Origin of the sequence: Marinobacter sp. (assembly GCF_048259445.1) — a bacterium.
In the GTDB taxonomy this organism is placed as follows: domain Bacteria; phylum Pseudomonadota; class Gammaproteobacteria; order Pseudomonadales; family Oleiphilaceae; genus Marinobacter.
Genome location: NZ_JBLXHQ010000029.1, coordinates 28,511 through 51,600, shown reverse-complemented (window position 1 = coordinate 51,600; position 23,090 = coordinate 28,511). Strand labels below are relative to the sequence as shown.

At 55.6% G+C, this 23,090-nt stretch carries 21 protein-coding genes and 1 pseudogene; 12 read left to right on the top strand and 10 right to left on the bottom strand.

Features of this window, described 5'->3' with window-relative positions:
• Positions 1 to 45 precede the first annotated feature (45 nt).
• Complete coding sequence (locus ACN0RL_RS17130) at positions 46 to 639, bottom strand: ABC transporter ATP-binding protein (RefSeq protein ID WP_417519028.1); 594 nt, start codon at positions 637 to 639, stop codon at positions 46 to 48.
• 22 nt (positions 640 to 661) lie between these two features.
• A pseudogene (locus ACN0RL_RS17125) lies at positions 662 to 778 on the bottom strand (short-chain dehydrogenase); the annotation flags it as partial.
• A 184-nt stretch (positions 779 to 962) separates the two neighbouring features.
• On the opposite strand from ACN0RL_RS17125, the gene ACN0RL_RS17120 reads away from it, so the two are divergent.
• Entirely contained in the window at positions 963 to 1,589 is a 627-nt protein-coding gene (locus ACN0RL_RS17120) for a hypothetical protein (RefSeq protein ID WP_417519026.1), read from the top strand.
• Between the two features lie 14 nt (positions 1,590 to 1,603).
• Here ACN0RL_RS17120 and arsJ read toward each other — a convergent pair whose 3' ends face one another.
• Genes arsJ through ACN0RL_RS17105 form a run of 3 tightly spaced genes read right to left on the bottom strand, consistent with a single transcriptional unit; the run spans position 1,604 to position 4,613 of the window.
• Positions 1,604 to 2,797, bottom strand: a complete 1,194-nt coding sequence (arsJ, locus tag ACN0RL_RS17115; RefSeq protein ID WP_417519024.1) for an organoarsenical effux MFS transporter ArsJ — start codon at positions 2,795 to 2,797, stop codon at positions 1,604 to 1,606.
• Between the two features lies 1 nt (position 2,798).
• The gene (locus ACN0RL_RS17110) at positions 2,799 to 3,803 is read right to left on the bottom strand and encodes an ArsJ-associated glyceraldehyde-3-phosphate dehydrogenase (protein WP_417519023.1); all 1,005 of its coding nucleotides are present in this window, start codon (positions 3,801 to 3,803) and stop codon (positions 2,799 to 2,801) included.
• 45 nt (positions 3,804 to 3,848) lie between these two features.
• Complete coding sequence (locus ACN0RL_RS17105; protein ID WP_417519021.1) at positions 3,849 to 4,613, bottom strand: metalloregulator ArsR/SmtB family transcription factor; 765 nt, start codon at positions 4,611 to 4,613, stop codon at positions 3,849 to 3,851.
• 146 nt (positions 4,614 to 4,759) lie between these two features.
• Between ACN0RL_RS17105 and ACN0RL_RS17100 the strand changes: the two genes are divergently transcribed.
• The 5 genes from ACN0RL_RS17100 (at position 4,760) to ACN0RL_RS17080 (ending at position 9,117) form a co-directional block, all read left to right on the top strand.
• Complete coding sequence (locus ACN0RL_RS17100) at positions 4,760 to 6,088, top strand: permease (RefSeq protein ID WP_417519019.1); 1,329 nt, start codon at positions 4,760 to 4,762, stop codon at positions 6,086 to 6,088.
• Positions 6,089 to 6,131: 43 nt separating this feature from the next.
• Positions 6,132 to 6,362, top strand: coding sequence for a thioredoxin family protein (locus tag ACN0RL_RS17095; protein WP_417519017.1), 231 nt, complete (start codon positions 6,132 to 6,134; stop codon positions 6,360 to 6,362).
• A gap of 29 nt (positions 6,363 to 6,391) precedes the next feature.
• The gene (gene arsH / locus ACN0RL_RS17090) at positions 6,392 to 7,108 is read left to right on the top strand and encodes an arsenical resistance protein ArsH (protein ID WP_417519015.1); all 717 of its coding nucleotides are present in this window, start codon (positions 6,392 to 6,394) and stop codon (positions 7,106 to 7,108) included.
• Positions 7,109 to 7,117: 9 nt separating this feature from the next.
• The gene (gene arsB / locus ACN0RL_RS17085) at positions 7,118 to 8,188 is read left to right on the top strand and encodes an ACR3 family arsenite efflux transporter (protein ID WP_417519013.1); all 1,071 of its coding nucleotides are present in this window, start codon (positions 7,118 to 7,120) and stop codon (positions 8,186 to 8,188) included.
• A 131-nt stretch (positions 8,189 to 8,319) separates the two neighbouring features.
• Positions 8,320 to 9,117 (top strand): undecaprenyl-diphosphate phosphatase, encoded by a 798-nt coding sequence (locus ACN0RL_RS17080; protein WP_417519011.1) that lies wholly within the window; start codon positions 8,320 to 8,322, stop codon positions 9,115 to 9,117.
• A gap of 152 nt (positions 9,118 to 9,269) precedes the next feature.
• Here ACN0RL_RS17080 and uvrD read toward each other — a convergent pair whose 3' ends face one another.
• Positions 9,270 to 11,435 (bottom strand): DNA helicase II, encoded by a 2,166-nt coding sequence (gene uvrD, locus ACN0RL_RS17075; protein WP_417519009.1) that lies wholly within the window; start codon positions 11,433 to 11,435, stop codon positions 9,270 to 9,272.
• A 237-nt stretch (positions 11,436 to 11,672) separates the two neighbouring features.
• Between uvrD and ACN0RL_RS17070 the strand changes: the two genes are divergently transcribed.
• From ACN0RL_RS17070 to ACN0RL_RS17060, 3 genes are read left to right on the top strand one after another with little or no spacing between them, the layout of a single operon-like run.
• On the top strand, positions 11,673 to 13,286 hold the full coding sequence (locus ACN0RL_RS17070) for a methyl-accepting chemotaxis protein (RefSeq protein WP_417519007.1): 1,614 nt from the start codon (positions 11,673 to 11,675) through the stop codon (positions 13,284 to 13,286).
• A 41-nt stretch (positions 13,287 to 13,327) separates the two neighbouring features.
• Positions 13,328 to 14,554, top strand: coding sequence for a hypothetical protein (locus ACN0RL_RS17065; protein ID WP_417519005.1), 1,227 nt, complete (start codon positions 13,328 to 13,330; stop codon positions 14,552 to 14,554).
• 11 nt (positions 14,555 to 14,565) lie between these two features.
• A complete protein-coding gene (locus tag ACN0RL_RS17060) occupies positions 14,566 to 14,979 on the top strand; it encodes a phosphate ABC transporter substrate-binding protein (RefSeq protein WP_417519003.1) in 414 nt (137 codons plus the stop codon).
• 68 nt (positions 14,980 to 15,047) lie between these two features.
• Here ACN0RL_RS17060 and ACN0RL_RS17055 read toward each other — a convergent pair whose 3' ends face one another.
• Positions 15,048 to 16,502 carry an NAD-dependent succinate-semialdehyde dehydrogenase gene (locus tag ACN0RL_RS17055; RefSeq protein WP_417519001.1) on the bottom strand — a complete coding sequence of 485 codons (1,455 nt, stop codon included), beginning with the start codon at positions 16,500 to 16,502 and terminating at the stop codon, positions 15,048 to 15,050.
• A 187-nt stretch (positions 16,503 to 16,689) separates the two neighbouring features.
• Here ACN0RL_RS17055 and ACN0RL_RS17050 point away from each other — a divergent pair, with 187 nt between their 5' ends.
• Positions 16,690 to 17,703, top strand: coding sequence for a histone deacetylase family protein (locus tag ACN0RL_RS17050; RefSeq protein WP_417518999.1), 1,014 nt, complete (start codon positions 16,690 to 16,692; stop codon positions 17,701 to 17,703).
• Between the two features lie 4 nt (positions 17,704 to 17,707).
• On the opposite strand, the gene thiI is transcribed toward ACN0RL_RS17050, so the two are convergent.
• A complete protein-coding gene (thiI, locus tag ACN0RL_RS17045) occupies positions 17,708 to 19,162 on the bottom strand; it encodes a tRNA uracil 4-sulfurtransferase ThiI (protein WP_417518997.1) in 1,455 nt (484 codons plus the stop codon).
• Between the two features lie 110 nt (positions 19,163 to 19,272).
• Between thiI and ppnN the strand changes: the two genes are divergently transcribed.
• Positions 19,273 to 20,655 carry a nucleotide 5'-monophosphate nucleosidase PpnN gene (gene ppnN, locus ACN0RL_RS17040; protein ID WP_417518995.1) on the top strand — a complete coding sequence of 461 codons (1,383 nt, stop codon included), beginning with the start codon at positions 19,273 to 19,275 and terminating at the stop codon, positions 20,653 to 20,655.
• A 23-nt stretch (positions 20,656 to 20,678) separates the two neighbouring features.
• Here ppnN and ACN0RL_RS17035 read toward each other — a convergent pair whose 3' ends face one another.
• Positions 20,679 to 21,014 carry a c-type cytochrome gene (locus tag ACN0RL_RS17035; protein WP_417518993.1) on the bottom strand — a complete coding sequence of 112 codons (336 nt, stop codon included), beginning with the start codon at positions 21,012 to 21,014 and terminating at the stop codon, positions 20,679 to 20,681.
• A gap of 218 nt (positions 21,015 to 21,232) precedes the next feature.
• Here ACN0RL_RS17035 and ACN0RL_RS17030 point away from each other — a divergent pair, with 218 nt between their 5' ends.
• The gene (locus ACN0RL_RS17030; RefSeq protein ID WP_417518991.1) at positions 21,233 to 22,336 is read left to right on the top strand and encodes an enoyl-CoA hydratase/isomerase family protein; all 1,104 of its coding nucleotides are present in this window, start codon (positions 21,233 to 21,235) and stop codon (positions 22,334 to 22,336) included.
• A gap of 20 nt (positions 22,337 to 22,356) precedes the next feature.
• Here the strand turns inward: ACN0RL_RS17030 and ACN0RL_RS17025 are convergent, their stop codons facing one another.
• Positions 22,357 to 23,064, bottom strand: coding sequence for an ankyrin repeat domain-containing protein (locus tag ACN0RL_RS17025; protein ID WP_417518989.1), 708 nt, complete (start codon positions 23,062 to 23,064; stop codon positions 22,357 to 22,359).
• Positions 23,065 to 23,090 lie beyond the last annotated feature (26 nt).

Below are 23,090 nucleotides of genomic sequence, written 5' to 3'. Positions count from 1 at the left end.
GCCAGTATCAGCAGAGCCGCCAGCCCGAGTTTCCACCAGGCCAGATCAATCACTTCCATGAACAGACTCCAGTCGGGCTCCGTGAATGCGATAATGAGCGTTGGCTACACGTTGAATCTGAGCCGCGTCATGAGCAACCCACAAGGTAGCGAGCTGCCGCTGCCGGATTTCTTCGAGCAGCCAGTTCTCAATGGCTTTCGTGGTTTCGTCATCCAGGTTGGCGGTAGGTTCGTCCAATAACAATGCCTGAGGTTCCAGGGAAAGAGCCCGCCAAAGCGCCAGCCTCTGCCGCTCACCGGAAGACAACCGGCTAACAGACCAATCCATGCATTCTGGTGGCAAACCCAACGCTGCGGGCAATTGGTCACCAGCCTTGGCAGGAAAGTGAGCGCCCACATCATCAAACCACCATTGGCTGTCTGCCGGCACCATCACGACCCAGCTTCGCCACTGATGAGCGGGCATATCCATTTGTCCGGTGCCCGCCAGGCAAATACTGCCACCATGGGGTTCCAGATCAGCCACCGCCCGCAGTAGGCGACTCTTGCCGCTGCCGGAAGCGCCAGACAAGCAAACCACCTGCCCGCAGGGCACCGAGAGTGACACATCACTCAGGGCACCAACGCTGACATTTTCCAATAAAAGCCCCATCAAAGCTGGCTCACCAAGGCAATTCCTCACCGTTGCTGTGCCAGAAGGAGCCGGTATTCTCCAGGCTCATGCTGGCAATCCGTTCCGCCAGCCCACGCGCGGATTCCTCCGGGGTGATCAGTAGGCCGATGCCACGATTGGCCCCGGTGGTTACGACTACTTTGGGCTCTGGCATAAAGAACGCCTCCGTTCTGATCAGATTCGACACTCCATTGGATCACCCCCGCCTATTGGCAAGGTTACCGGGATCTGTAATGGTTATACCATAATGCTCAACCTGGCCAGAACGCGACAACAGAGATCCGGAACCCATGAACTTCAGGCAGTTAATCGTATTAACGACAGGCCTCACCCTGGTAAGTGTTCCAGCGGCAGCCGATATCAGCATTACGCCTTTCGTGGGCTACCGAATGGGCAGCTCAATCGATATTGAATCCTCCAGTGCCAGCACCAGTGACCAGGTCCGGTTTAAAGACTCCGTAAGCCAGGGGCTGATCCTGAACTTTGATCTGCAGGACCCAGGCACTCAGGGAGAGTTATATTTCGGCCGACAGGAAACCTCGGCAAAGCTCGACAACGGCTTTTTCGCACCCGGCACACAGGCCATTGACGTTACGATTTACCAGCTGCAATTCGGCGGCCTCTACTTCCCGGGAGGGAAAAGCTACGGCGGTTTTGCCTCCGGAGTACTGGGCGTGGCCCGCCTGGAACCAGATGACTCAGCATTCGATACCCACCACCGAGCCTCCCTGTCGCTGGGCGGGGGTTATCAGTTTTTGATCAACGAACAACTGCGCCTGCGTCTGGATCTGCGAGGCATCTACACCGCCCTCGACTCCGGCGGCTCGGTATTCTGTTCCGGCGGCTGTGAGATCAGATATCGCAGCAGCGGCTATCTTCAGGTTGAAGCCGGTGCCGGCCTGGTGCTGCGCTTCTGACCCATTCCCTGCTGTCAGGCCAGGGCGTTATGCCTCTGGGGAAGCATCAACGATAGCAAAGCAGCCATCGCCACGAGCCCAGCAGAAATCCACAGACAGGCCTCAAGGCCATAATTCTGATAGACCCAACCGGACAAGATAGTTCCCAGAAGCCGACCTGCCGCATTGGACATGTAGTAGAAGCCCACATCCAGCGACACGCCATCACCCCGGGCATAGCTGACAATCAGATAGCTGTGGAGGGAGGAGTTGATGGCAAACAGCACGCCGAATATCAGCAGACCACCGATAACCACGATTTGGGGCGACCAGCTCGCCATCAAGCCAATGGCGATGGCGGCGGGAATCAGTGCCAAGGCAGCGGCCCAGAACACGGCAGACTGTTTATTGTCCAAATTGCCGGTAATCCGGGGAGCGACCGTCTGGATAAAGCCATAGCCAATGACCCAGGTAGCCATAAAGCCTCCCACTTTCCAGAAATCCCAGCCGAAGACAGTATGGAGATAGACCGGCAGAGCCACCACAAACCAGACATCCCGGGCGCCGAACAGAAACATGCGGGCAGCGGACAGCACGTTAATGGCGCGGCTTTTTGACAGGATCTCGCGGAACTTCGGCTTGGCTTGGCTCTTGCCCAGTTCCTGCTTGAGCAGAAACAGACTGGCCAACCACACCAACCCAAGTGCCGCCGCCATGATAATGACCGCCCCGGTAAAACCGGTCGACATCAGCAATACACCGCCGAGGAAAAAGCCCACCCCTTTCAGGGTATTCTTCGACCCGGTCAGGATAGCCACCCACTTGTATAACTTACCCTGCTGGTCATCCGGCACCAGCAGTTTGATGCCGCTCTTGGCCGACATCTTGTTCAGGTCTTTGGCAATACCGGACAAAGCCTGCGCCGCCATCACCCAGGGTACGGTCAGCATGGCTGCAGGCACTGCCAGCATGGCCAGCGCCGCAATCTGCAGAAATAGCCCGATATTCATGGTGCGATTCAGCCCCATGCGGGCACCCAGATAGCCGCCCACCAGGTTGGTCACCACCCCGAAGAACTCGTAAAAAATAAACAACAGGGCGATTTCCAGAGGCGAATAGCCTAACTGGTGGAAATGCAGCACCACCAGCATGCGCAGGGCGCCATCCGTCAGGGTGAACGCCCAGTAGTTACCGGTAATCACCAGGTACTGACGGATGGCTGCGCTCATATCAGGCAGCCCCTACCTTGCGCACCAGTTCTACGGTGCGGTTGGCGTAACCCCATTCATTGTCGTACCAGGCGTAGATCTTCACCTGGGTGCCGTTGATCACCAGCGTGGACAGCGCATCAACAATGGATGAGCGCGGATCGGTCTTGTAGTCGATGGACACCAGCGGGCGCTCTTCGTAACCCAGAATATCCTTCAGTTCGCCCTCGGCGGCTTCTTTCAGCAACCGGTTCACGGTGTCACGATCTGTTGGCGTTTCAACTTCAAACACACAGTCGGTCAACGACGCGTTGATTAAGGGGACCCGCACGGCGTGACCATCCAGCCGCCCCTTCAGCTCCGGGAAGATCTCGATGATCGCAGTAGCAGAGCCGGTGCTGGTGGGAATCAACGAACTGCCACAGGCCCGGGCCCTGCGCAGATCCTTGTGGGGCGCGTCGATGATGGTCTGGGTGTTGGTCAGGCTGTGAATGGTAGTGATAGAGCCATGCTTGATGCCGAGTTTCTCATGAATAACTTTGACCACTGGCGCCAGACAGTTGGTGGTGCACGAAGCGGCGGTAAGAATACGGTCGGTGGCCGGATCGAAAATGTGCTCGTTCACACCCAGGACAATGTTCCTGGCCCCCTCCTCCTTCACCGGCGCGGTAGCCACCACGCGTTTCACGCCCTGATCCAGATAACCCTGCAATACCGCTACCTTCTTGTTCGCGCCACTGGCTTCGATCACCACATCGCAACCAGACCAGTCGGTGTCGCCGATAGCCTTGTTGTGGGTAACGGTGATGCGCCTGCCCTCGATGACGATCTCATCACCGCTGGCCTCGGCCTCATGGTCCCAGCGACCGTGAACACTGTCGAAGTTCAGGAGATGGGCGAACGTGTGGGTGTCTGCACCTGGATCGTTAATAGCAACAAATTCCAGTTCCGGCCAGCCCCATGCAGCCCTCAGAGCCAGGCGGCCAATGCGGCCAAATCCGTTAATGCCTACTTTGATCTTGTTCATAGCGATCTCCTTGCGAAATTCGAAACGCGTGTATCCGGTTAATGATCAGGGGCACTGCAGTGCCGGGCGCTCAGCCATGGCCTGCAATTTCACCAAGGGAGTTTCGATCAATCCTCCATTGCTCCGGGCAGTTTCATCCAGAACCCGTGAAACCCAACCGGGTAGCCGGGGATTAAGGTAATAATAGACCCATTGGCCACGGCGCTCCGTTTCGACCAGCCCGGCATCTCGAAGAATCGCCAGATGGCGGCTGACTTTCGGCTGCGCCAGTCCAAAAGCCTCGGTCAATTCGCACACGCAAAGCCTGGTCTGATCCCGGATCAACAACAGGGCAGCCAACCGCAAATCGTCACCCAGAGCCTTGAATATAGTCACGGGTTTATAAACTTCGGGCTTCAGGGCTGTCCCTTTCTGATGCACCAGAGTGAACAGACCTATCCGCTCTTTAAGCTCTTTCAGAGTCAGAGAAAATGTTGCATGGCGGTTACTGGCGGCCGGATCCGGGAAATCCCAGGCGATTTGCTGAGCTCCCTGGCTAAAAGCTACACACTCACGGGCGGCGTTTTCACAAAGAGTGATCACATAATCCCAGCGTTCATTCTGAAAATGCGACAACGATTTACTCTGCAAATCCTCGGTGGGTATTCCCGCCTCCTGCAAAACCTGCAAAGCCAGGGGATTGGGCTCAGATGGCTGAGTACCGGCACTGGCCACCTCAAACTGATCTCCGGCCATGTGCCTCAACAGTGCCTCCGCCATCAATGAACGGGCGCTGTTTGCGGTACAGATGAACAGAACTTTTCTTTTCATATGATTTTTCGCATATACAGGTTGCCATATATCTGTTTTTAGCGATAATAGGTGTTGAAAGTTACAAAGTAAAGACACCTGGATGACATATTCCCCTTATCTTCTATGGTTGCCTGCACGCATCACCCAAGGAACCGGAACCCGACATGACAGAAAAACTTCTAGAGATTTACCGGGGCAATCAGCGGGAAGGCAACCTGCTGTTTTTCATGATACTGGCGTTTCTGGCTATCTTTTTCCTGCCCGCCGGCACCGAGCGTTTTGATAACGCCATCCTTGAAGCTTTTCGTCTGACCAACTGGTACGCCCGCGAACACGTCATCCTGTGTCTGCTGCCCGCGTTCCTGATTGCCGGCGCCATGTCGGTTTACATCAGCCAGGGTTCGGTGATGCGTTATCTCGGCCCCGCCGCCCCCAAGCCCGTTGCCTTTACTGTGGCATCTGTGTCCGGCACCTTGCTGGCTGTCTGCTCCTGCACCGTGCTGCCGCTTTTTGGCGGCATCTATCGCCGCGGTGCCGGCCTGGGAGCTGCAGTAGCCTTTCTTTATTCCGGCCCCGCCATCAATATCATGGCCATTGTAGTAACCGCCAAGGTACTGGGTGCTGAAATCGGCCTTGCCCGGGCCGTCGGTGCTATCATTTTTGCCATAGTGATTGGTGCCATCATGCACCTGATCTATCGCAAGGAAGAAGCCCAACGCTCAGTCTCAAATGCCCGAGGCTTTGGTGACGACAGTGCGGAAAAACCCGTCGGCATCATCGCCCTGTTCTTTGCCCTGATGGTCGGCATTCTGGTGTTCGCCAACTGGGCGGCAGCCGACAGCGATACCTGGATGGCCATTCACGCACTAAAATGGCCGATCACCGCCGCACTGGCAGCGGCCCTGGGTGGCTTGCTGGTCTGGCGCTGGAACTGGCCCCCGGCGCAACTACTGATCTTGGGCGCCGTCATTGCTGTTATCGCCATAATGGCACCCGGCATACCCGAGTTACCGTTCGTGATCGGCATCGGTGGGCTGATGCTGATTGCCACGCTGCGGGAAGACGACCGGGAGTGGCCGGTACAAAGCTGGGATTTCGCCAAACAGATCCTGCCGCTGCTGCTGGCCGGCGTATTCGTTGCGGGCTTTGCGCTGGGCAGACCAGGCCACGAAGGCATGATTCCGTCTGAATGGGTAGCCATCGCGGTTGGTGACAACTCGCTGCTATCCACCATACTTGCCTCGGTGCTGGGTGCTTTGATGTACTTCTCTACGCTGACCGAAGTGCCCATAGTGGAAGCTCTGATGGGTTCCGGTATGGGCAAAGGACCAGCCCTTGCGCTGCTGCTCGCTGGCCCGGCTCTATCATTACCTAACATGCTGGTTATTCGCACCATTCTGGGCACGCAGAAAACACTGGTTTACTGCGCGCTGGTGGTGGTGATGGCCACCATCACAGGTTTTGCTTATGGCAACTGGTGGGTGTCCGCCTGATGCCCACTCTGATACGTACCCCAAACATCGAAAGGAAATCACTATGAAAATGACAATCTATGGAAGTGGCTGCGCCAAGTGCAAACAGCTTACCGCCAACGCCGAAGAAGCCGCTAATGAGTTGGGCCTGAGCTACGAAGTGGAAAAGGTCACCGACGTGAATGACATCATCGACGCCGGCATCATGCGCACACCCGCCCTGGCTTTGAATGACCAGATTGTGGTGGAAGGCAAAGTGGCCAGCCCGGCCGACATCAAGAAACATCTGGGCTAAACACATTTTCAGGAATTCCGAATCGCACTATGAAGCTGACCGATACACCGAATATCAACACGGACCTGTTCCAGCCACCAACCGCTGAGCAGGTATTCGCAACGCAGCCCTCAAACCACGCACCGCGCATTCTGCTGATTTACGGTTCGCTACGTGAGCGCTCATTCAGCCGCCTGGCCGTTGAAGAAGCGGCTCGTTTACTGAGTGCCATGGGCGCCGAAACCCGTACCTTTAATCCAAGGGGCCTGCCGCTGGCCGATGCCGAAGATGCCTCACATCCCAAAGTTCAGGAACTGCGGGAACTGGCGCAGTGGGCAGAAGGTATGGTGTGGTGTTCCCCGGAACGCCACGGCGCCATGACCGGGATCATGAAAACCCAGATTGACTGGATTCCGCTGTCTATGGGCGCCGTTCGCCCCACTCAGGGCAAGACCCTGGCGGTGATGCAGGTGTGCGGCGGCTCGCAGTCGTTCAATGTGGTGAATCAGCTGCGGGTGCTGGGCCGGTGGATGAGAATGGTAACCATCCCGAACCAGTCGTCGGTGCCAAAAGCCTACATGGAGTTTGATGACAAGGATCGCATGAAACCGTCGCCTTACTACGACCGCATCGTGGATGTGATGGAAGAGCTGGTGAAGTTCACTCTACTGGTGCGCGACCGCAGTGACTACCTGACTGACCGTTACTCCGAACGCAAGGAGAGCGCAGAAGAGCTGTCAAAACGTGTAAACCAGCGGTCTATCTGAGGAACAGCCATGAGCAACAACGCAGAAGCCGCAAAACCTGAAAACAACTCGGGTGGCATGGACCTGTTCGGTCGATTTCTGTCGGTCTGGGTGGCCCTGGCTATTATCGCCGGCGTGGCCTTGGGTCAGTTTGCACCCGGAATACCAGAGACATTGTCCCGCTTCGAATATGCTCAGGTATCTATTCCTATCGCCATTCTGATCTGGGCGATGATTTTTCCGATGATGGCGCAGATTGATTTCAGCGCCATCGTGGGTGTGCGCAAGGAACCCAAAGGGCTGGCCATCACCACCGTCGTCAACTGGCTGATCAAACCCTTTACCATGTTCGCCATCGCCTGGTTTTTCCTGATGGTTGTATTTGAGCCCTGGATTGCCCCGCAACTGGCCAGCGAATACCTGGCTGGCGCCATTCTTCTGGGTGCGGCCCCCTGCACCGCCATGGTGTTTGTGTGGAGCTACCTGACCAAAGGCGATGCCGCTTACACGCTGGTGCAGGTATCCCTGAACGACATCATCATGCTGTTTGCCTTCGCGCCTATTGTAGTTTTCCTGCTGGGTATTTCCGACATCCAGGTGCCCTGGGATACGGTGATCCTGTCGGTTGTGCTGTATATCGTGATCCCGCTGGCTGCCGGCTACCTCACCCGCCGCACATTGATCGCCCGCCGTGGCGAACAATGGTACGACGAGGTATTCATGAAACGGCTGGGGCCGATTACACCCGCGGCGCTGATTGTCACCCTGGTGTTGCTGTTCGCCTTTCAGGGCGAGGTCATTCTGGAAAACCCGCTGCACATTGCGCTGATTGCCGTACCACTGATCATCCAGACGGTGCTGATTTTCTTCATCGCCTACGGCTGGGCCAGACTGTGGAATGTTCGCCACTGCATCGCCGCCCCCGGCGCCATGATCGGTGCCAGCAATTTTTTTGAACTGGCGGTAGCCGCAGCCATTGCCCTTTTCGGCCTGCAATCCGGTGCAGCTCTGGCAACGGTTGTTGGCGTGCTGGTAGAAGTGCCCTTGATGTTGATGCTGGTGAAAATCGCCAACAACACCCGGGATAAATTCCCGGCATAACCCACTGTTCTCCGGTGCGCGCTTCCTTCGCGGGCCGGAGAACTGTTAAGCCAACGACCACCCTGCTAATATCCCGCCCATCTTCTTATCGCCTTGCGCCCTGAACTTCTGACCCGAACGGAATCAAAAGAATGGATTTTTACCAGGCTCTTTTCCTTGGCCTTCTCCAGGGACTGACCGAATTCCTGCCCATCTCCAGCTCTGCCCACCTGATCCTGACTCCGGCGTTTTTTGGCTGGAACGATCAGGGCGTAGGCTTTGATCTCTCCGTTCACATCGGCACCCTGCTGGCGGTGGTACTTTACTTTCGCCGGGATGTATTCGGTATCGCCAGAGACGGCCTGATCTCGGTTGCCCAGCGTAAAATAACCGGCCAGGGTGCCCTGGCCTGGTATCTGGTGATCGGCACCATCCCTGCCGGCCTTGCCGGGCTGGCATTGCTGGACATGATCGATAATGAACTGCGGGCAGTGGAGGTCATCTTCTTCACCACCCTGATTTTTGGCCTGCTTCTGGGCCTTGCCGACTGGCTGCCCAAACGCCAGCGCGCGATGGATTCTCTGAACTGGAAAGACGCCCTGCTGGTAGGTATTGCCCAAGCTATTGCATTGGTTCCTGGCACCTCCCGTTCCGGCGTCACCATCACCGCCGGCCTGTTTCTGGGCATGAGCCGAGAAACCGCGTCTCGCTTCTCCTTCCTGCTGGCTATTCCCATTATCGTGCTGGCATCTGCCGTGAAATTGCTGGAAGTGGCAACTTCAGACGTCATTGTGGACTGGAGTGGCTTTCTGATTGGCGGGGTAACGTCGTTCCTGATGGCCATTACCGCGATCCACTTCTTTCTGAAATGGTTGAACACCGTTGGCATGTGGCCTTACGTTATCTACAGGATTCTTCTGGCTGGGGTGATTTACGCGGTGCTGATGTAATCGCTATTAAGCTCCGCGTAAGAAGCACAGGCTGGGGTGGGGCTTTTCAAAACACGCTCCTTGCGGCACATCCATGTGACGCTTGGGCTCCGCCATCCATGGCTCCGCACAGTTTTGAAAAGCCCCACCCCAGCCTGCGCTCCCGAAGATTTCTAGCAGGCCTCTAAAGGTGCATAGGCCAATACTAACCACTTGGCCCCTTCATCAAAGTTCACCTGTACTCGCGTATGGTGCCCGCTGCCTTCGGCATTCAGAACAATACCTTCCCCAAATTTCGGATGCCGAACCCGCTGCCCCAGGCTGAAGCCGGACTGCTTGGCGGAATCCTGGCTGAACAGCCCTTCGTTCGGACGTTCAAGCATTGCAGGCCGGGTTACCGTGTTGCGTAACCGTACTTCCTGCAGACAATCACTTGGTATCTCCCGGACGAAGCGGGAAAGCGCGTGGAACTTCTCCTGCCCATAAAGCCGGCGAGATTCCGCGTAAGTGATCACCAGCTTTTTCATGGCGCGAGTGATGCCCACGTAGGCCAACCGTCGCTCTTCCTCCATACGCCCTGGCTCTTCCAGAGACATGCTGTGGGGAAACAGTCCTTCTTCAACACCGGCAAGGAACACCAGAGGAAATTCCAGCCCCTTGGCGGAATGCAGTGTCATCAGCTGTACGCTGTCTTCGTGGTCGCCCGCCTGGGATTCGCCGGCATCCAGTGCAGCCTGGGCGATAAACTCCGAAAGCGGATCAACCCCGTCTTCCACTTGAAAGTCTGCAAGAGCGTTAACCAGCTCTTCCAGGTTCTCAACCTTGGCCTGGGCCTTCTCGCCTTTTTCACTGGCGTGGTAGTCCTTCAGGCCGCTGGCTTCGATGGTCTCTTTCATGAGGCCGTGAAGCGACGCTTCTTCCGCCTTTGCAGACAACTCTTCAATGATATCTATGAATTTTTGCAAGCCGGTTTTCGCCCGGCCTTTCACCTGTCCGGCTTCCAGCAAGCGCTCGGCGGATTCCCATAGGGAAATGCTCTGGTTGCTTGCGTATTCACGTAGCTCTGACAGGCTCTTGGCCCCGATACCCCGTGTCGGCACGTTCACCACCCGTTCGAAGGCTGCATCATCGCGGCGATAATGAACCAGCCGCAGGTATGCCAGGGCATTGCGGATTTCCTGACGATCGTAGAAACGCAGGCCGCCGTATACGCGATACGGTATGCCTTGACGCATCAGGGACTCTTCCAGCACGCGGGACTGGGCGTTGGAACGGTAAAGGATTGCGGATTCGCTGCGCAGGTTCCCCTCATCTACCCAGCTGGAGATACTGTCGGCAATGTAGTTGGCCTCATCCTGCTCGTTAAACGCGGCATACAGGCTGATGGGTTCGCCTTCTACGCCATCGGTCCAGAGCTCTTTACCCAGCCGACCCTGGTTGTTGGCAATCACCGAATTGGCGGCTTTCAGTATCAGCTGCGTCGAGCGGTAGTTCTGCTCCAGGCGCACCAACCGGGCGTTAGGGAAATCCCGCTGGTACTGCTGGATGTTCTCGATTTTCGCACCACGCCAGCCGTATATGGACTGATCATCGTCGCCCACCACGGTAATAGGAACCCGGTTACTGGCGAGCACCTGCAGCCAGGCGTACTGAATCGTGTTGGTGTCCTGGAACTCGTCCACCAGAATATGCTGGAAGCGCTGTTGATAGTGAGCCAACAACTCAGGGCGATGCAGCCAGAGCTCGTGGGAACGCAACAGCAACTCGCCAAAATCCACCAGACCACTCTGCTGACAAAGCTGCTCGTAACGACGGTAAACCTTCAGCATGGTCGATGTGAAATGGTCACCGGGGTTTTCCTGGATATGATCGGCTCGCAAGCCTTCGTCTTTCTGGCTACTGATAAACCACTGGGCCTGCCTTGGCGGGAACTGGCTCTCATCAATCTGTGCCTCCCGCATCACCCGCTTGACCATCCGCAGTTGGTCATCACTGTCCAGCACCTGAAAGTTCTCTGGTAAGCCGGCATCTTTCCAGTGCGCCCTCAGCAATCGGTGGGCAATGCCGTGGAATGTGCCAAACCACAAGCCTCGCGCCGGAATGTTCATCATCTGCTCGATGCGGTAACGCATCTCTTTAGCGGCCTTGTTGGTAAAAGTGACCGCCAGAATCCCCGTAGGCGGAACACGATCCACCTGCATCAGCCAGGCGATCCGGTGCACCAGCACCCGGGTTTTGCCGCTCCCGGCACCCGCCAGAACGAGTAAATGGTCGTTCTGGGCCGTAACCGCCTCACGCTGGGCATCATTCAGGGAATCGATTATGTGGGAGACATCCATGGAGAATTCGCTGCAGTCCGGTGTGTTGGGTATTCAGGTTGAAGATTATAACAACTCGGGGCAAAGACTGCCCTGATCCCTCCTGAACCATGAATTCCAATTCGTCTTTTAGTCAAATTGTGACCTGATTCGTCGACAACAGAATATAACAGTACGAAACACAATTACCGTTTTGTCATTCAATCGCCCCCTATAGACTCGCGCCGCGAACCCGGGTTACCAAGTCAGGAAAAGACTATGTTGTCATCGCTGAAAATATCACAAAAGCTTGGCTTGCTTGTTGGCATTGCCATTCTCGCGTTCCTCATCAGTCAGGTTTTTGCCTTTATAACCGAGCGATCCAACTCTGATCGCCTGAGCGAGGTAAAAGATCGCCTTTATCCAACCCTGGAACTGACCACCATCAATGAAGGTCAGCTGAAGCTGATGGAACAGCAGATCAGTGGTTCGGTTACCACGGGGGACGACCAGCAACTGGAAGCAACCCGTGCGTATCGCGACATTATTCAGAATAACCTGGAGGAAATTGCGGAACTAAACCCCTCCCAGACCGAAACTATCCGGAAGCTCAGCCGTGATCTGGGCACCTACTACGAAAACGCCACCCGTATTGCGACTACCATTATTGATGGCTCGGCCGACTTCAGCCGCATCGGCGACGATGCAGCGCGTAATGCAGAACGCCTTGAGCAATTGCAATCGGGCCTGAACGCAATGCTGGAAAGCAACCGGGCAAAATTTCAGAGTGCCATCTCGGAAACTGTTGAAGCTTCGAGTAAAGCTCAGACCCTGGCTCTGATTATTCTGGTGGTTGCCGTAATTGCACTGATCACAATCAGCCTGGTGATCGGGCGCTCAATATCCTCCAGCCTTACCCAGATTATCGATTCTCTGAAAAACATGGCCTCTGGCGAAGGCGACCTGACTCGCCGCCTGAACTACGAAGGCCGGGACGAGCTCCGGGAGCTGGTTAACCAGTTCAACCTGTTCGTTGCCAAGCTGCATAACTCTTTTGCCACCATCAGCGGCGATGTGCACGGCCTCAACACGGCCACCGGCCATCTGACTGAAGCCAGCCGGGCGAACCTTGAGCGCATCAGCAGCCAGGCTCAGGCCATTTCCTCTACCCGCAACTCTGTTGATGAGCTGGTAAAAAGCGTCGAAGAGGTGGCGGGCTTTGCCTCAAGCGCCTCGGACCAGACTCAGGATGCGGCCCGTTTCGCACAGTCAGGGCAAGAGAAAGTCCAGAATAATGTGGCAACCATTCGTGAACTGGTCAGTGACATTGAAAAGACCGCTGGCCTGGTCAATCAGTTTGATGAGTTCTCCGCCCGTGTCGGCGGTTTGCTGGACACCATTCAAACCGTTGCAGAACAAACCAACCTGCTGGCCCTGAACGCTGCCATTGAGGCCGCCCGTGCGGGTGAGCATGGCCGCGGTTTCGCAGTTGTGGCAGACGAGGTGCGAGGTCTGGCGGTACGCACCCACAAGGCAACGGAAGAAATCCAGGGCGTGATTTCAGAACTCTCCAAGCTTTCGTCTTCTGCGGTTACCTCCATGAAGGCCAGCGTAAGCAAGGCCCATGAAGGCGTGGAAGCGACGACCGAATCCGGTGAAATACTTTCTCGTATTTTGCAGAACGTACAACAGATCAGCGAGCTCAATGAGCAAATCGCTGCCGCTACCTATGAACAAAGTACAACGTTCAACGAAGTCACCAAATACATGACGGATATGCACCGAAATGCTGAAGCCGTGATGGAAAGTACCGATGAGCTGGATACCGTCAGCCGGGATATCCAGGGCGTCAGCAATGGTCTTCAGACCGTTGCCAGCCAGTTCCGCGTGTAAACAAACTACGAAAACCCGAAAACCTTACGGATCGAAAATCTATGAAAAAACTGCTACACCTCGCTCCATTAGCCTTGGCCATCGCTGCGAGTTCCGCATCTGCACAGAGCACTGAAGACACATTGGACCGCATGCAGCAGCAGCTTGACTCCATGCAGCAACAGCTGAATGCTGCTAAAAATGACCGTGTTCGCTTCAACGGCTTTTTTAGTACTGGTGTAGCGCGAGCCAGCAACGACGCAGGGTATGCTGGCATAACAGAAGATACCAATGTGGCAGATCTGAGCCTGATCGCACTGCAGGGCACGTTTGATGTGACCGAAAAAAGCCAGGCGGTTCTGCAGTTAGTCGGCCGTGGTGCTGATGACTGGGACCCGGAGATTGAGTGGGCTTACCTGAGCCACCGGCCCACCAACAACCTGCAATTACGCGCAGGTAAAATGCGCCTGCCGATGTTCATGTATTCCGATTCACTGGAAGTAGGCTACTCCCAGCCCTGGGCGCGGCCACCACAAAGCGTCTATGGCCCGATAACCATCAAAAGCTATGTAGGTGCGGATGCCACCTATACACTGAATCTTGATAACTCGGCGCTGACCACACAAGTTTTTACAGGTTTCACCGATGAAGAGGGTGACACATCGCAGGTTGAGTTCCGCAACACCGTCGGCCTTACCCTGAGCTGGACCGATTACGTCTGGACGCTGCGTGGCGTAGCGGCCACTGCGGAAGCAACAGTGGATGCAACACGCCTCGCTGCCATCGCGGCAGCCAATGGGCTGCAACTGGTTCCAGGGCAGTCGGTGCTTGCGGAAGAAGCTCGCGGAAACTTCTATGGCATTGGTCTGGGTTACGATAACGGCATCTGGCAGATCATCTCCGAAGTAACGCGCGCCGAGCTGGACGGAAAGTTTGCCGATACAGACTCCGCTTATATTTCGGTCGGTCGTCGATTCGGATCACTTACCCCGTACGCGGTTATCGGTTGGATCGAAAGCCAGGATGATGATGAGCGAACAGGCGCCTTCCTGGCCCAGGGCTCACCTACTCCGGTTCCGGCCGTTCCTGAATCCATACTCAACACCCGCCGTAACGAGTACAGCCTGGGTGTTCGCTGGGACATCACACCAGGCGTGGCCATCAAAGGCGACGTAACTCACGTTACCGGCTTCGACAACGCTGCTGGCGGCCTGAACCCCGCCTTTGTTCTTACCAGCGATGACGACAGCACCAACGTCTACACCGTTAAACTCGACGCTGCATTCTGAGGGGGCCCGACATGAAAAAATACGTATTTTTTTTGCTCGCCGGCCTTCTTTGCAGCCCTCTGTTGCAGGCTGACGTCGTTATTATTGGCAATCCTGCTGGCCCGGACAGCATTACTAACAATCAAGTGCGTGATCTGTATCTGAACCGCAGCAAAGAACTGCCAAACGGTCAAAAGGCCACACCATTCGAGCTGCCGGAGGGAAACCAGGTTCGCGCCCAGTTCCACGACAAGATAACCGGGCGGAACGATGCCCAGCTCAAGGCGTTCTGGTCCAAACAAGTGTTCACTGGCCGCGGTCAGCCTCCACAAGAAGCCGGCAGCGAAGCTGCTATGAAGGCGCAGGTCGCATCAACGCCTGGCGGGATTGGCTATATCGATGAAACCGACGTGGACAGCTCTGTAAAGGTTATTTTTAAACCCTGAACAACTGTCAGAAACAAAGAAGGCGAGCTACAGGCTCGCCTTCTTTGTTTAAAAGTGCCGTACTGAAATCAGAAACCTCTTGGCACGGTTTGCGCCTCAACAAACTCGAACAACCCCTCATGCCCGCCTTCGCGACCGGTGCCAGAAGCCTTCATGCCACCAAATGGAGCTTCAGGCGTAGGCCCTGTGCCCGTATTCCAGCCTACATGGCCAAACCTGAGGCCGGCAGCAACTCGCTGGGCGCGCTCTGCATCCGCGGTGAAAACGTAGGAAGCCAGACCGAATTCAGTATCGTTGCCGGCTTCAATAACTTCGTCTTCCGTTCGAAAACTTGCCATCGGAACCAGCGGCCCGAAGGTTTCTTCCCGGAAGCAGCACATGTCCCGCGTTACGCCGGAGACAACTGTTGGAGGGAAGAAAAGATGGCCGTCGCCCAAATCGCCGGGCTGTTTGCCAGCAATCAGTGATGCGCCCTTCTCAAGAGCATCTTCCAGATGACGCTTAACCTTGTCGAAACCTGCTTTATTGATCAGCGGGCCAATGTCGACATCGCCTGCAATACCATCGCCCACGGTCATCCTGTTAACGCGTTCTGCAAGCTTTTTACCAAAAGTATCCATCACCTTTTCATGAACAAGAACCCGGTTTGCACAGACGCAGGTCTGCCCGCCACCACGGAATTTGTTGGCAATGAGATTGTCTGCCGCCGCGTCCAGATCCGCATCGTCAAACACGATAAACGGCGCATTGCCGCCCAGCTCCAGCGCGAGTTTCTTGATCTGATCAGCGGTATCCACAATCAGCTTGCGGCCCACTTCCGTTGAGCCGGTAAAGCTCAGCATGGGCACATCCGGGCTTTCGCACAGTACCTTGCCGATCACGCTGGCCTTGCCCATTACCAGGTTCACCATGCCATCAGGCAAATCCACATGCTTGTCCATCAGCTTGAACAGGGCAATCATGGTCAAAGGTGTTTCGCTGGCCGGTTTAATAACTGACGGGCAACCCGCTGCGAGAGCAGCAGAAAGCTTTTTGGCGATCATGCCGATGGGGAAGTTCCAGGGAGTGATCAGCGCAGCAACGCCAATTGGCCGATAGTGCACGGTCCAGTTGCAGTCTTTAGGGGTTTCCGGAAGCGTATGAGCATCCAGCGCCTGAATGTGTTTGGAGCAGTAGTCAAAAAAGCCGGCAGCGTAATCCACTTCACCCTGGGCCTCGTTCAGGGGCTTGCCATGCTCCATACACAGAATCCGGCCCACTTCTTCCCTGTTTGCCTTCAGCGCATCGCGGATATCTTCCAGCCATTTCCTGCGGGTTTCGATGGAGTAAGGGTTTGTCAGGTGGAGCGCAGACTTACCTGCCTCAACAGCCGCTTTCACTTCACTTTCAGGCATGGAGGCAACCTGGGCAATTACCTCACCCGTTGCCGGGTTATATACATCAAAGGTGCTGCCCTGTTCGTTGTCAGTCCAGCGACCGCCGATGTAGCCAGTCAGCTTTTCCAGCAGTGGTGACTCGATCATTTCGGCTCCTGTTATGTCAGTAACTGCACCTGTAAAAGTGCACGGTTGCGTCATTTGAATATGTCTTCCATAGTGGATGCTGAAACTCTACCTGTAAAGTCGACAGCCCGGCTTTTGACCATCATCTATCTGTACCTATACTCCCAGTGCCTATATCAATAGAACCGGAAATTCAGGAGTTCGGATCATGAAAGCATTCTTCCATCCCGCGCAAGACAAGCACTCACCCCGAACCTATTTCACCAGGGGCCAGATGCGTCAGCCTCAGGAGGTGCCAGATCGCACCAGCCAGATGCTGGAAGGCCTGAAAGCAATGGGTGTACCGGTATTGCAGCCTTCAGATCATGGCGCGGGGCCGATTTCCAGAGTACACGATCTGGGATATCTGCGATTTCTCGAGTCGGCGCACCGCCGCTGGATGAAAATGGACGACTGGGGCGAGGAGGTAATATCCAATATCTTTGTCCGCTCTCCGAATCACCTGACAGGCATTCTCGCGGAAGCCGCCCGATATCAGGCCGACGGCAGCAGCCCCATCGGTGAGCATACATGGCACGCAGCGTATTGGTCTGCACAGACCGCACTCGGTGCTGCAGATGCGGTAATGGCCGGCGATCGCACAGCCTATGCTGTCTGCCGGCCACCCGGGCACCATGCTCGCAAGGACTCTGCAGGCGGATTCTGCTATCTCAACAATGCCGCTATTGCAGCCGAACACATGAAATCCCGGTTTCCTCGGCTGGTCATTCTGGATACCGACATGCACCACGGCCAGGGTATCCAGGAAATTTTCTATGATCGCAGCGATGTTCTTTATATATCCATTCACGGTGACCCGACCAACTTCTACCCCGTGGTTACAGGCTTCGAGAATGAACGTGGCGAGGGCGAAGGTTTTGGTTACAACATCAACATGCCAATGCCACACGGTTCCTCCGAAGAAGACTTCTTCGGGAAGCTTGAGGAGGCCATGGCTGCCATCCGGCTTTTCCAGCCGGATGCACTGATACTGACTCTGGGTTTCGACATCTATAAAGACGATCCCCAGGCCAAGGTATCGGTATCTTCAGAAGGATTCTGCAGGCTCAGCACTCACATGCGCCAGCTTGGCCTTCCAACACTGGTCGTTCAGGAGGGCGGATACGATCTGGACACTCTGAGCGAGAACGTTCAGCAGTTCTTCAAGGGGATGTTCGGCTGAGGCACTATGAGGCGGGTGCGTAAACCTTGATGTTTGCGTGCCCTTCAGCCTTCAGATGCACCGCATGCATTCGGCTCATGGTGCCGCGATCGCAGTACAGCAGGTACTCCCTGTTAGCGGGGAGTTCTGACCAACGCCGGTTCAATTCGTAAAACGGAATTTTCAGGATCTCGTTGCCAGTCAGCTTCAACGGGGATTGCTCACCTTCTTCAGGGTGGCGCAGATCAATGATCACATCGCTGACAGCCGGCGTTTTTACCAGATCTACATCTTCCGGAGTCGTAGTGGTTTCCAGCAACTCGCTGACCTGTGTTTCTTCACGGGCTTCAATGGCACGCGCCAGTACCAGTGGGTCCATAGCCGCCTCATCTTCCTCCACTCGGCTCAGTTGGGCCCGGGTGGCAGGTTTCTGGGAGATTACCCCACAGTACTCGGGCATATTTCGGGCATAGGATTCTGTGCCGATTTCCCGGGCAATACTTATGATTGTTTCCTTGTCCATGGCAATCAGTGGGCGCAGAACTACCTCGTCGCTGGCCCGGTCCACCACATTCAGGTTGGTCAGGGTCTGGCTCGACACCTGTGCTGCGGCATCACCGGTTACCAGGCCAACTGCATTGTTGTTTCGTGCAATCTCGCTGGCCGCCTTCAGCATTTGCCGCTTCAGCACCACACCCCAGTGTCGGTGACCCACCGACCGCCTGATTTCTTCCACCACACCGTCAAAGGGCACGGAAATGAATTTGGCACTGTGCGAAGCTCCGTAGCGATCCCACAGATAGTGCACAACCTGCCGCACACCCACTTCGTGAGCCACACCGCCCAGGTTGAAAAACAGGAAATGGCTGCGCAAGCCCCTGCGAAGCATCAGGTAAGCGGCTACTGAAGAATCATAGCCTCCTGACACCAACGTCATTACGTTTTCGACACTGCCCAGGGGGTAACCTCCAAGGCCGCGATGTCTGCGATGGGCAATGTGGAACTGGTCATCCCGCACCTCGATGCGCACCTCCACCTCAGGTGACCTCAGATCAACGCGGGCATCGGAAGCTGCCTGCATCAAAGCCCCTCCAGCCAGGCGCTCAAGATCGATTGAACGAAAATCATGCTCGCCATGGCGACGAACCCGGACAGCAAATGTCTTGCCATCGAGGCGGCCGGTATAGGCTGCGACAGTTTTCTCTGCAATATCATCAAGGCTGACTAATGGAAACGCTACGATCTCCTGAATGGTGGAAATACCTGGAATACGTAAAAGCGCCTCTACCACCGGGCCGGCCAGGCTCCGGCCACCGGGAACCTCTACCTCCACTTTGTCCCAGCTGCCTTCCACAACAATGTCGTGATCCAACCGCGCCAGAACTTTACGAATGTTCTGACGCAGATGGCGCATCTGCCTGCGGCGAACAGGCTTACTCTTGATGGCAACTTCCGGGGCGGGGCGAATAAGCAGCTTCATAAATCGGCGTTTGGTCGGATGGTGTATTATCAGCGGGGCGCGTAGTGTAACGTTTCGCTGCCATGCCGCAAAATCGGGTATTACCGCAACACTCAGGAGCTTTTCCCTTCATGACCGAACGCACCATCAATGCCCTAGTATCACCTGAGGGCAGCCTGGAAATACTCTCCAATCACGAGGTTAACCTGCTGAAAGACCGCAGTGAAGGCGGCTTGTACCGGCTGTTCCGACAATGCGCTCTGGCGGTGCTGAATACCGGTGTCGTGACCGATGACTGCCAGGATTTGATGGAGGCTCATGCTGATTTTGATATTCGCCTGATACCTCAGCCCAGGGGCCTGAAGCTGGAGTTGATCAACGCCCCGGCACACGCGTTTGTGGATGATGAAATGCTCAGGGCAATTCGTGAGCACCTGTTCTCCGTTCTGAGGGACATTGTTTACACCCACTCCACACCGCAGTTTGCCCGGATTCTGAAAAGTAATGAGCCAGATGATCTTACCAACATGGTGTTCCACATTTTGCGCAATGCCAGAGTATTGCAGCCAGGCCGCCAGCCAGACCTGATTGTTTGCTGGGGCGGTCACTCCATAAGCCATGAAGAGTACCAGTACAGCAAAGAAGTAGGCCACCAGCTTGGACTGCGGGAACTGAGTATCTGCACAGGCTGCGGACCGGGCGCCATGAAAGGGCCGATGAAGGGAGCCACCATCGCCCATGCCAAGCAGCGGATAAAAAACGGCCGCTATATCGGTATTACCGAGCCGGGCATCATCGGCGCAGAAGCACCCAACCCCATCGTTAACGAACTGGTGATCATGCCGGATATCGAAAAGCGCCTGGAAGCCTTTGTGCGCTGCGGTCATGGCGTAATCGTTTTCCCCGGTGGCGTGGGCACCGCCGAAGAAATCCTCTACCTTCTCGGCATCCTTCTGCATCCGGATAATGCAGACCTTCCCTTTCCGGTAGTTTTCACTGGCAGGCCGGAAAACGCCGAGTATTTCGAGATGATCGACAAGTTCATCCGTAACGCGCTCGGGGATGAAGCCGCCAGAAAGTATGAAATCATCATTGATGACCCAGTGCGGGTGGCACGGGCAATGAAAAAAGGCATGAAGGAGGTCGAGACCTTCCGTCGTGCCATGCAGGATGCTTATTACTTCAACTGGATGCTGAAGATTGATCCGGTATTCCAGCTACCCTTCGAGCCTGATCACGAAAATATGCTCGCTCTTGAGCTGCATCGTGACCAGCCGGTGCATATGATTGCAGCTAATCTGAGGAAAGCATTCAGTGGCATTGTGGCAGGAAACGTAAAGGAAGGCGGTATACGGAAAGTGCAGGAAAAAGGGCCTTTTGAGATCGCAGGAGATCCTACGCTGATCAAGCCTCTGGAGGCGATGCTGGAACAGTTTGTTGCTCAGAACCGCATGAAGCTGCCAAGTACATCGGCCTATCGACCGAGTTATCGAATCATCAGCACAGCAGCCTGAGCTGCTGTGCTGATGGGTAACGCTTACTTACCGCCAGCTGGCAGGCTTGCGTAGTAGGCTGCCAGGTTGGCGATATCTTCATCACTCAACCCTGCAGCCTGACCCTGCATGATGGCTGCCATGCCACCGTTGCGCTCCTTGCTTCTGTATGCCTTGAGCGCAGAAGCCAGGTACTGCTCGTGCTGGCCCGCCAGGTTGGCGTACATCGGAATCTGGGCAATCCCGTTCTGGCCGTGGCAAGCAGCACAAACCGCAGACTTTGCCTTGCCCGCAGCGACATCACCGGCAGCGGAAGATACGGCAGGAACAGCGGCACTCAGTGCAAAAAGACCTGCAACAGCGTAGTGTTTAAGTTTCATTATGGTTAACCTCTCGTCATCGTTTCAAGTTTTCAAACCGGTATTCTGAACCGGACAGCAACTGGCTGAAACTTATAGCACAGTCATACAATTGCGCAAATGCCATAGATCAATGCACCTGGTTCGGCATTCGTCTTCATTTAACTTTTATCCGGTTATATAGACTGTACGAACAAACCACGCACCAGGGATTATTTTACCGTCCGGAGACGCCATTAATGTCTGTAGAGGTTCAGGAACTCCCTTGTCACGAAGGCCGTATTGGCTTGTTAACCCTGAATTCCCCCGCCACATTGAATGCACTCACTGAGGAAATGATCATCACTATCAGGGACAGCCTGGAGCGATGGGCTGTCGATGAGCGCATCTGTGTTGTAATCATAAGGGGAGCGGGCGAAAAGAGCTTTTGCGCAGGCGGAGACATACGGGCTCTGTATCGATCATTAACGGGCGCTGACGATCCCGAAGGTGCATTCAGTGTCTTCCGCCACGAATACGCACTGGACTACACGGTGCACAGGTTTCCCAAACCCGTTGTTGGCATCGGACACGGCATTATTATGGGAGGCGGCCTGGGGCTATTTTCTGCCTGCCGGTACCGGCTATTAACACCAGACGCCACTCTGGCTATGCCGGAAATCTCCATTGGTCTTTTCCCGGACGTTGGCTCAAGCTGGTTTCTGAATCGCCTGCCGGGGCGCCTGGGATTGTTTATGGGCCTGACAGGTTGCCGTCTCAATATTACAGATTCACTGCGCGTCGGCCTTGCTGATATGGCCCTGCCATCCAATGATCAGCAAAGCCTGTTATCTCGACTGCAGGAAGAACGCTGGAGCGGTCATAGAGCGTCTGACGACAGCCGTCTGTTCCGCTTGCTGCAGCAACTCGAGCTGCAGGATTATCGTGCGCTGCCCGCCGGCCAGCTGGAATTACACGAGCGGAATATTGCAAGGCTATGCGCCGGTGTCAGCCTGCAGGAGATCGTCGATCAGCTGTTAGCCGCTCGCGTAGACAGTGAATGGTGGCAAGCCTGCATGAAAACGCTGAAAGGGGGCTGCCCGGTTTCCGCCCTGTTAATCTGGAATCAGCTCAAAAAGGCCCAGCAGATGTCACTGAAAGATGTGTTCCGCATGGAGCTCGCCATGGTCTGGGAGTGCGTGCGCAGGCCCGACCTCACCGAAGGCATCCGGGCCCGGCTGATTGACAGGGACCAGAACCCGACCTGGTCTTTCGCCCGAATCGAAGAGGTGCCCGACGCGGTTATTGACGCTCATTTCCTGCCCGTATGGAACGATCAGACCGATCCCATGCAGTTGGAATAACGGGGGCCGACAATGCATTTTTAAAGTTCGGCCCCGGCCTGTACCAGCAACATTTCCAGGTCCTGATGGTTACGGAGCCGGGCCAAGTCCAATGCACTGGCACCACCGTCTGCCCGGTAGTTTACATCCGCGCCTGCAGCCAACAGCATTTCAGCCGTCAGCAGGTCACCCGTGGAAACGACTTTCATCAGCAGTGACTCGCCTCCCTGGCTCACATTAACGTTTGCTCCCGCTGCCAGCAAAACCTTCACAACAGATAACTGGCCCTGCTCTGCCGCACGCATCACCGGTGTATTCCCCTGTATATCCGTAGCATTCACCCCGGCACCGGCCGATAACAGCAAACGCACAAGCCGGCGATCACCCTGCTCCGAAGCCATCATCAAGGGTGTAACCTGACTGGTCTCAGCAAGGTCGGGAGCTGCCCCCTTGCTCAGCAGATACCATGCAATTCGGTCAGCACGGGCGCGGACGGCAGCCATCAGGGGTGTGCCGTTTCCGGTCAGCGTGTTCAGGGGCGCACCCGACTTTGTCAGGGCGCTTACGGCTTCAAAATCGCCTTCAGCTGCAGCTCGATACAGAGCCGAGCCGGATGTATTTTCAGCCTGAGGATCCAGATTGGCAGGGGCCTCTCGCGATGCGCACCCGGGAAGAGCAGTAAACGCTGAAGCGAGCAGAACAGAAGAGAACAGGATGGCGTATTTTGAGAAGCCGGATCCCTTGGCCATAGCGAACAGTCTCTGTCAGATAAGTG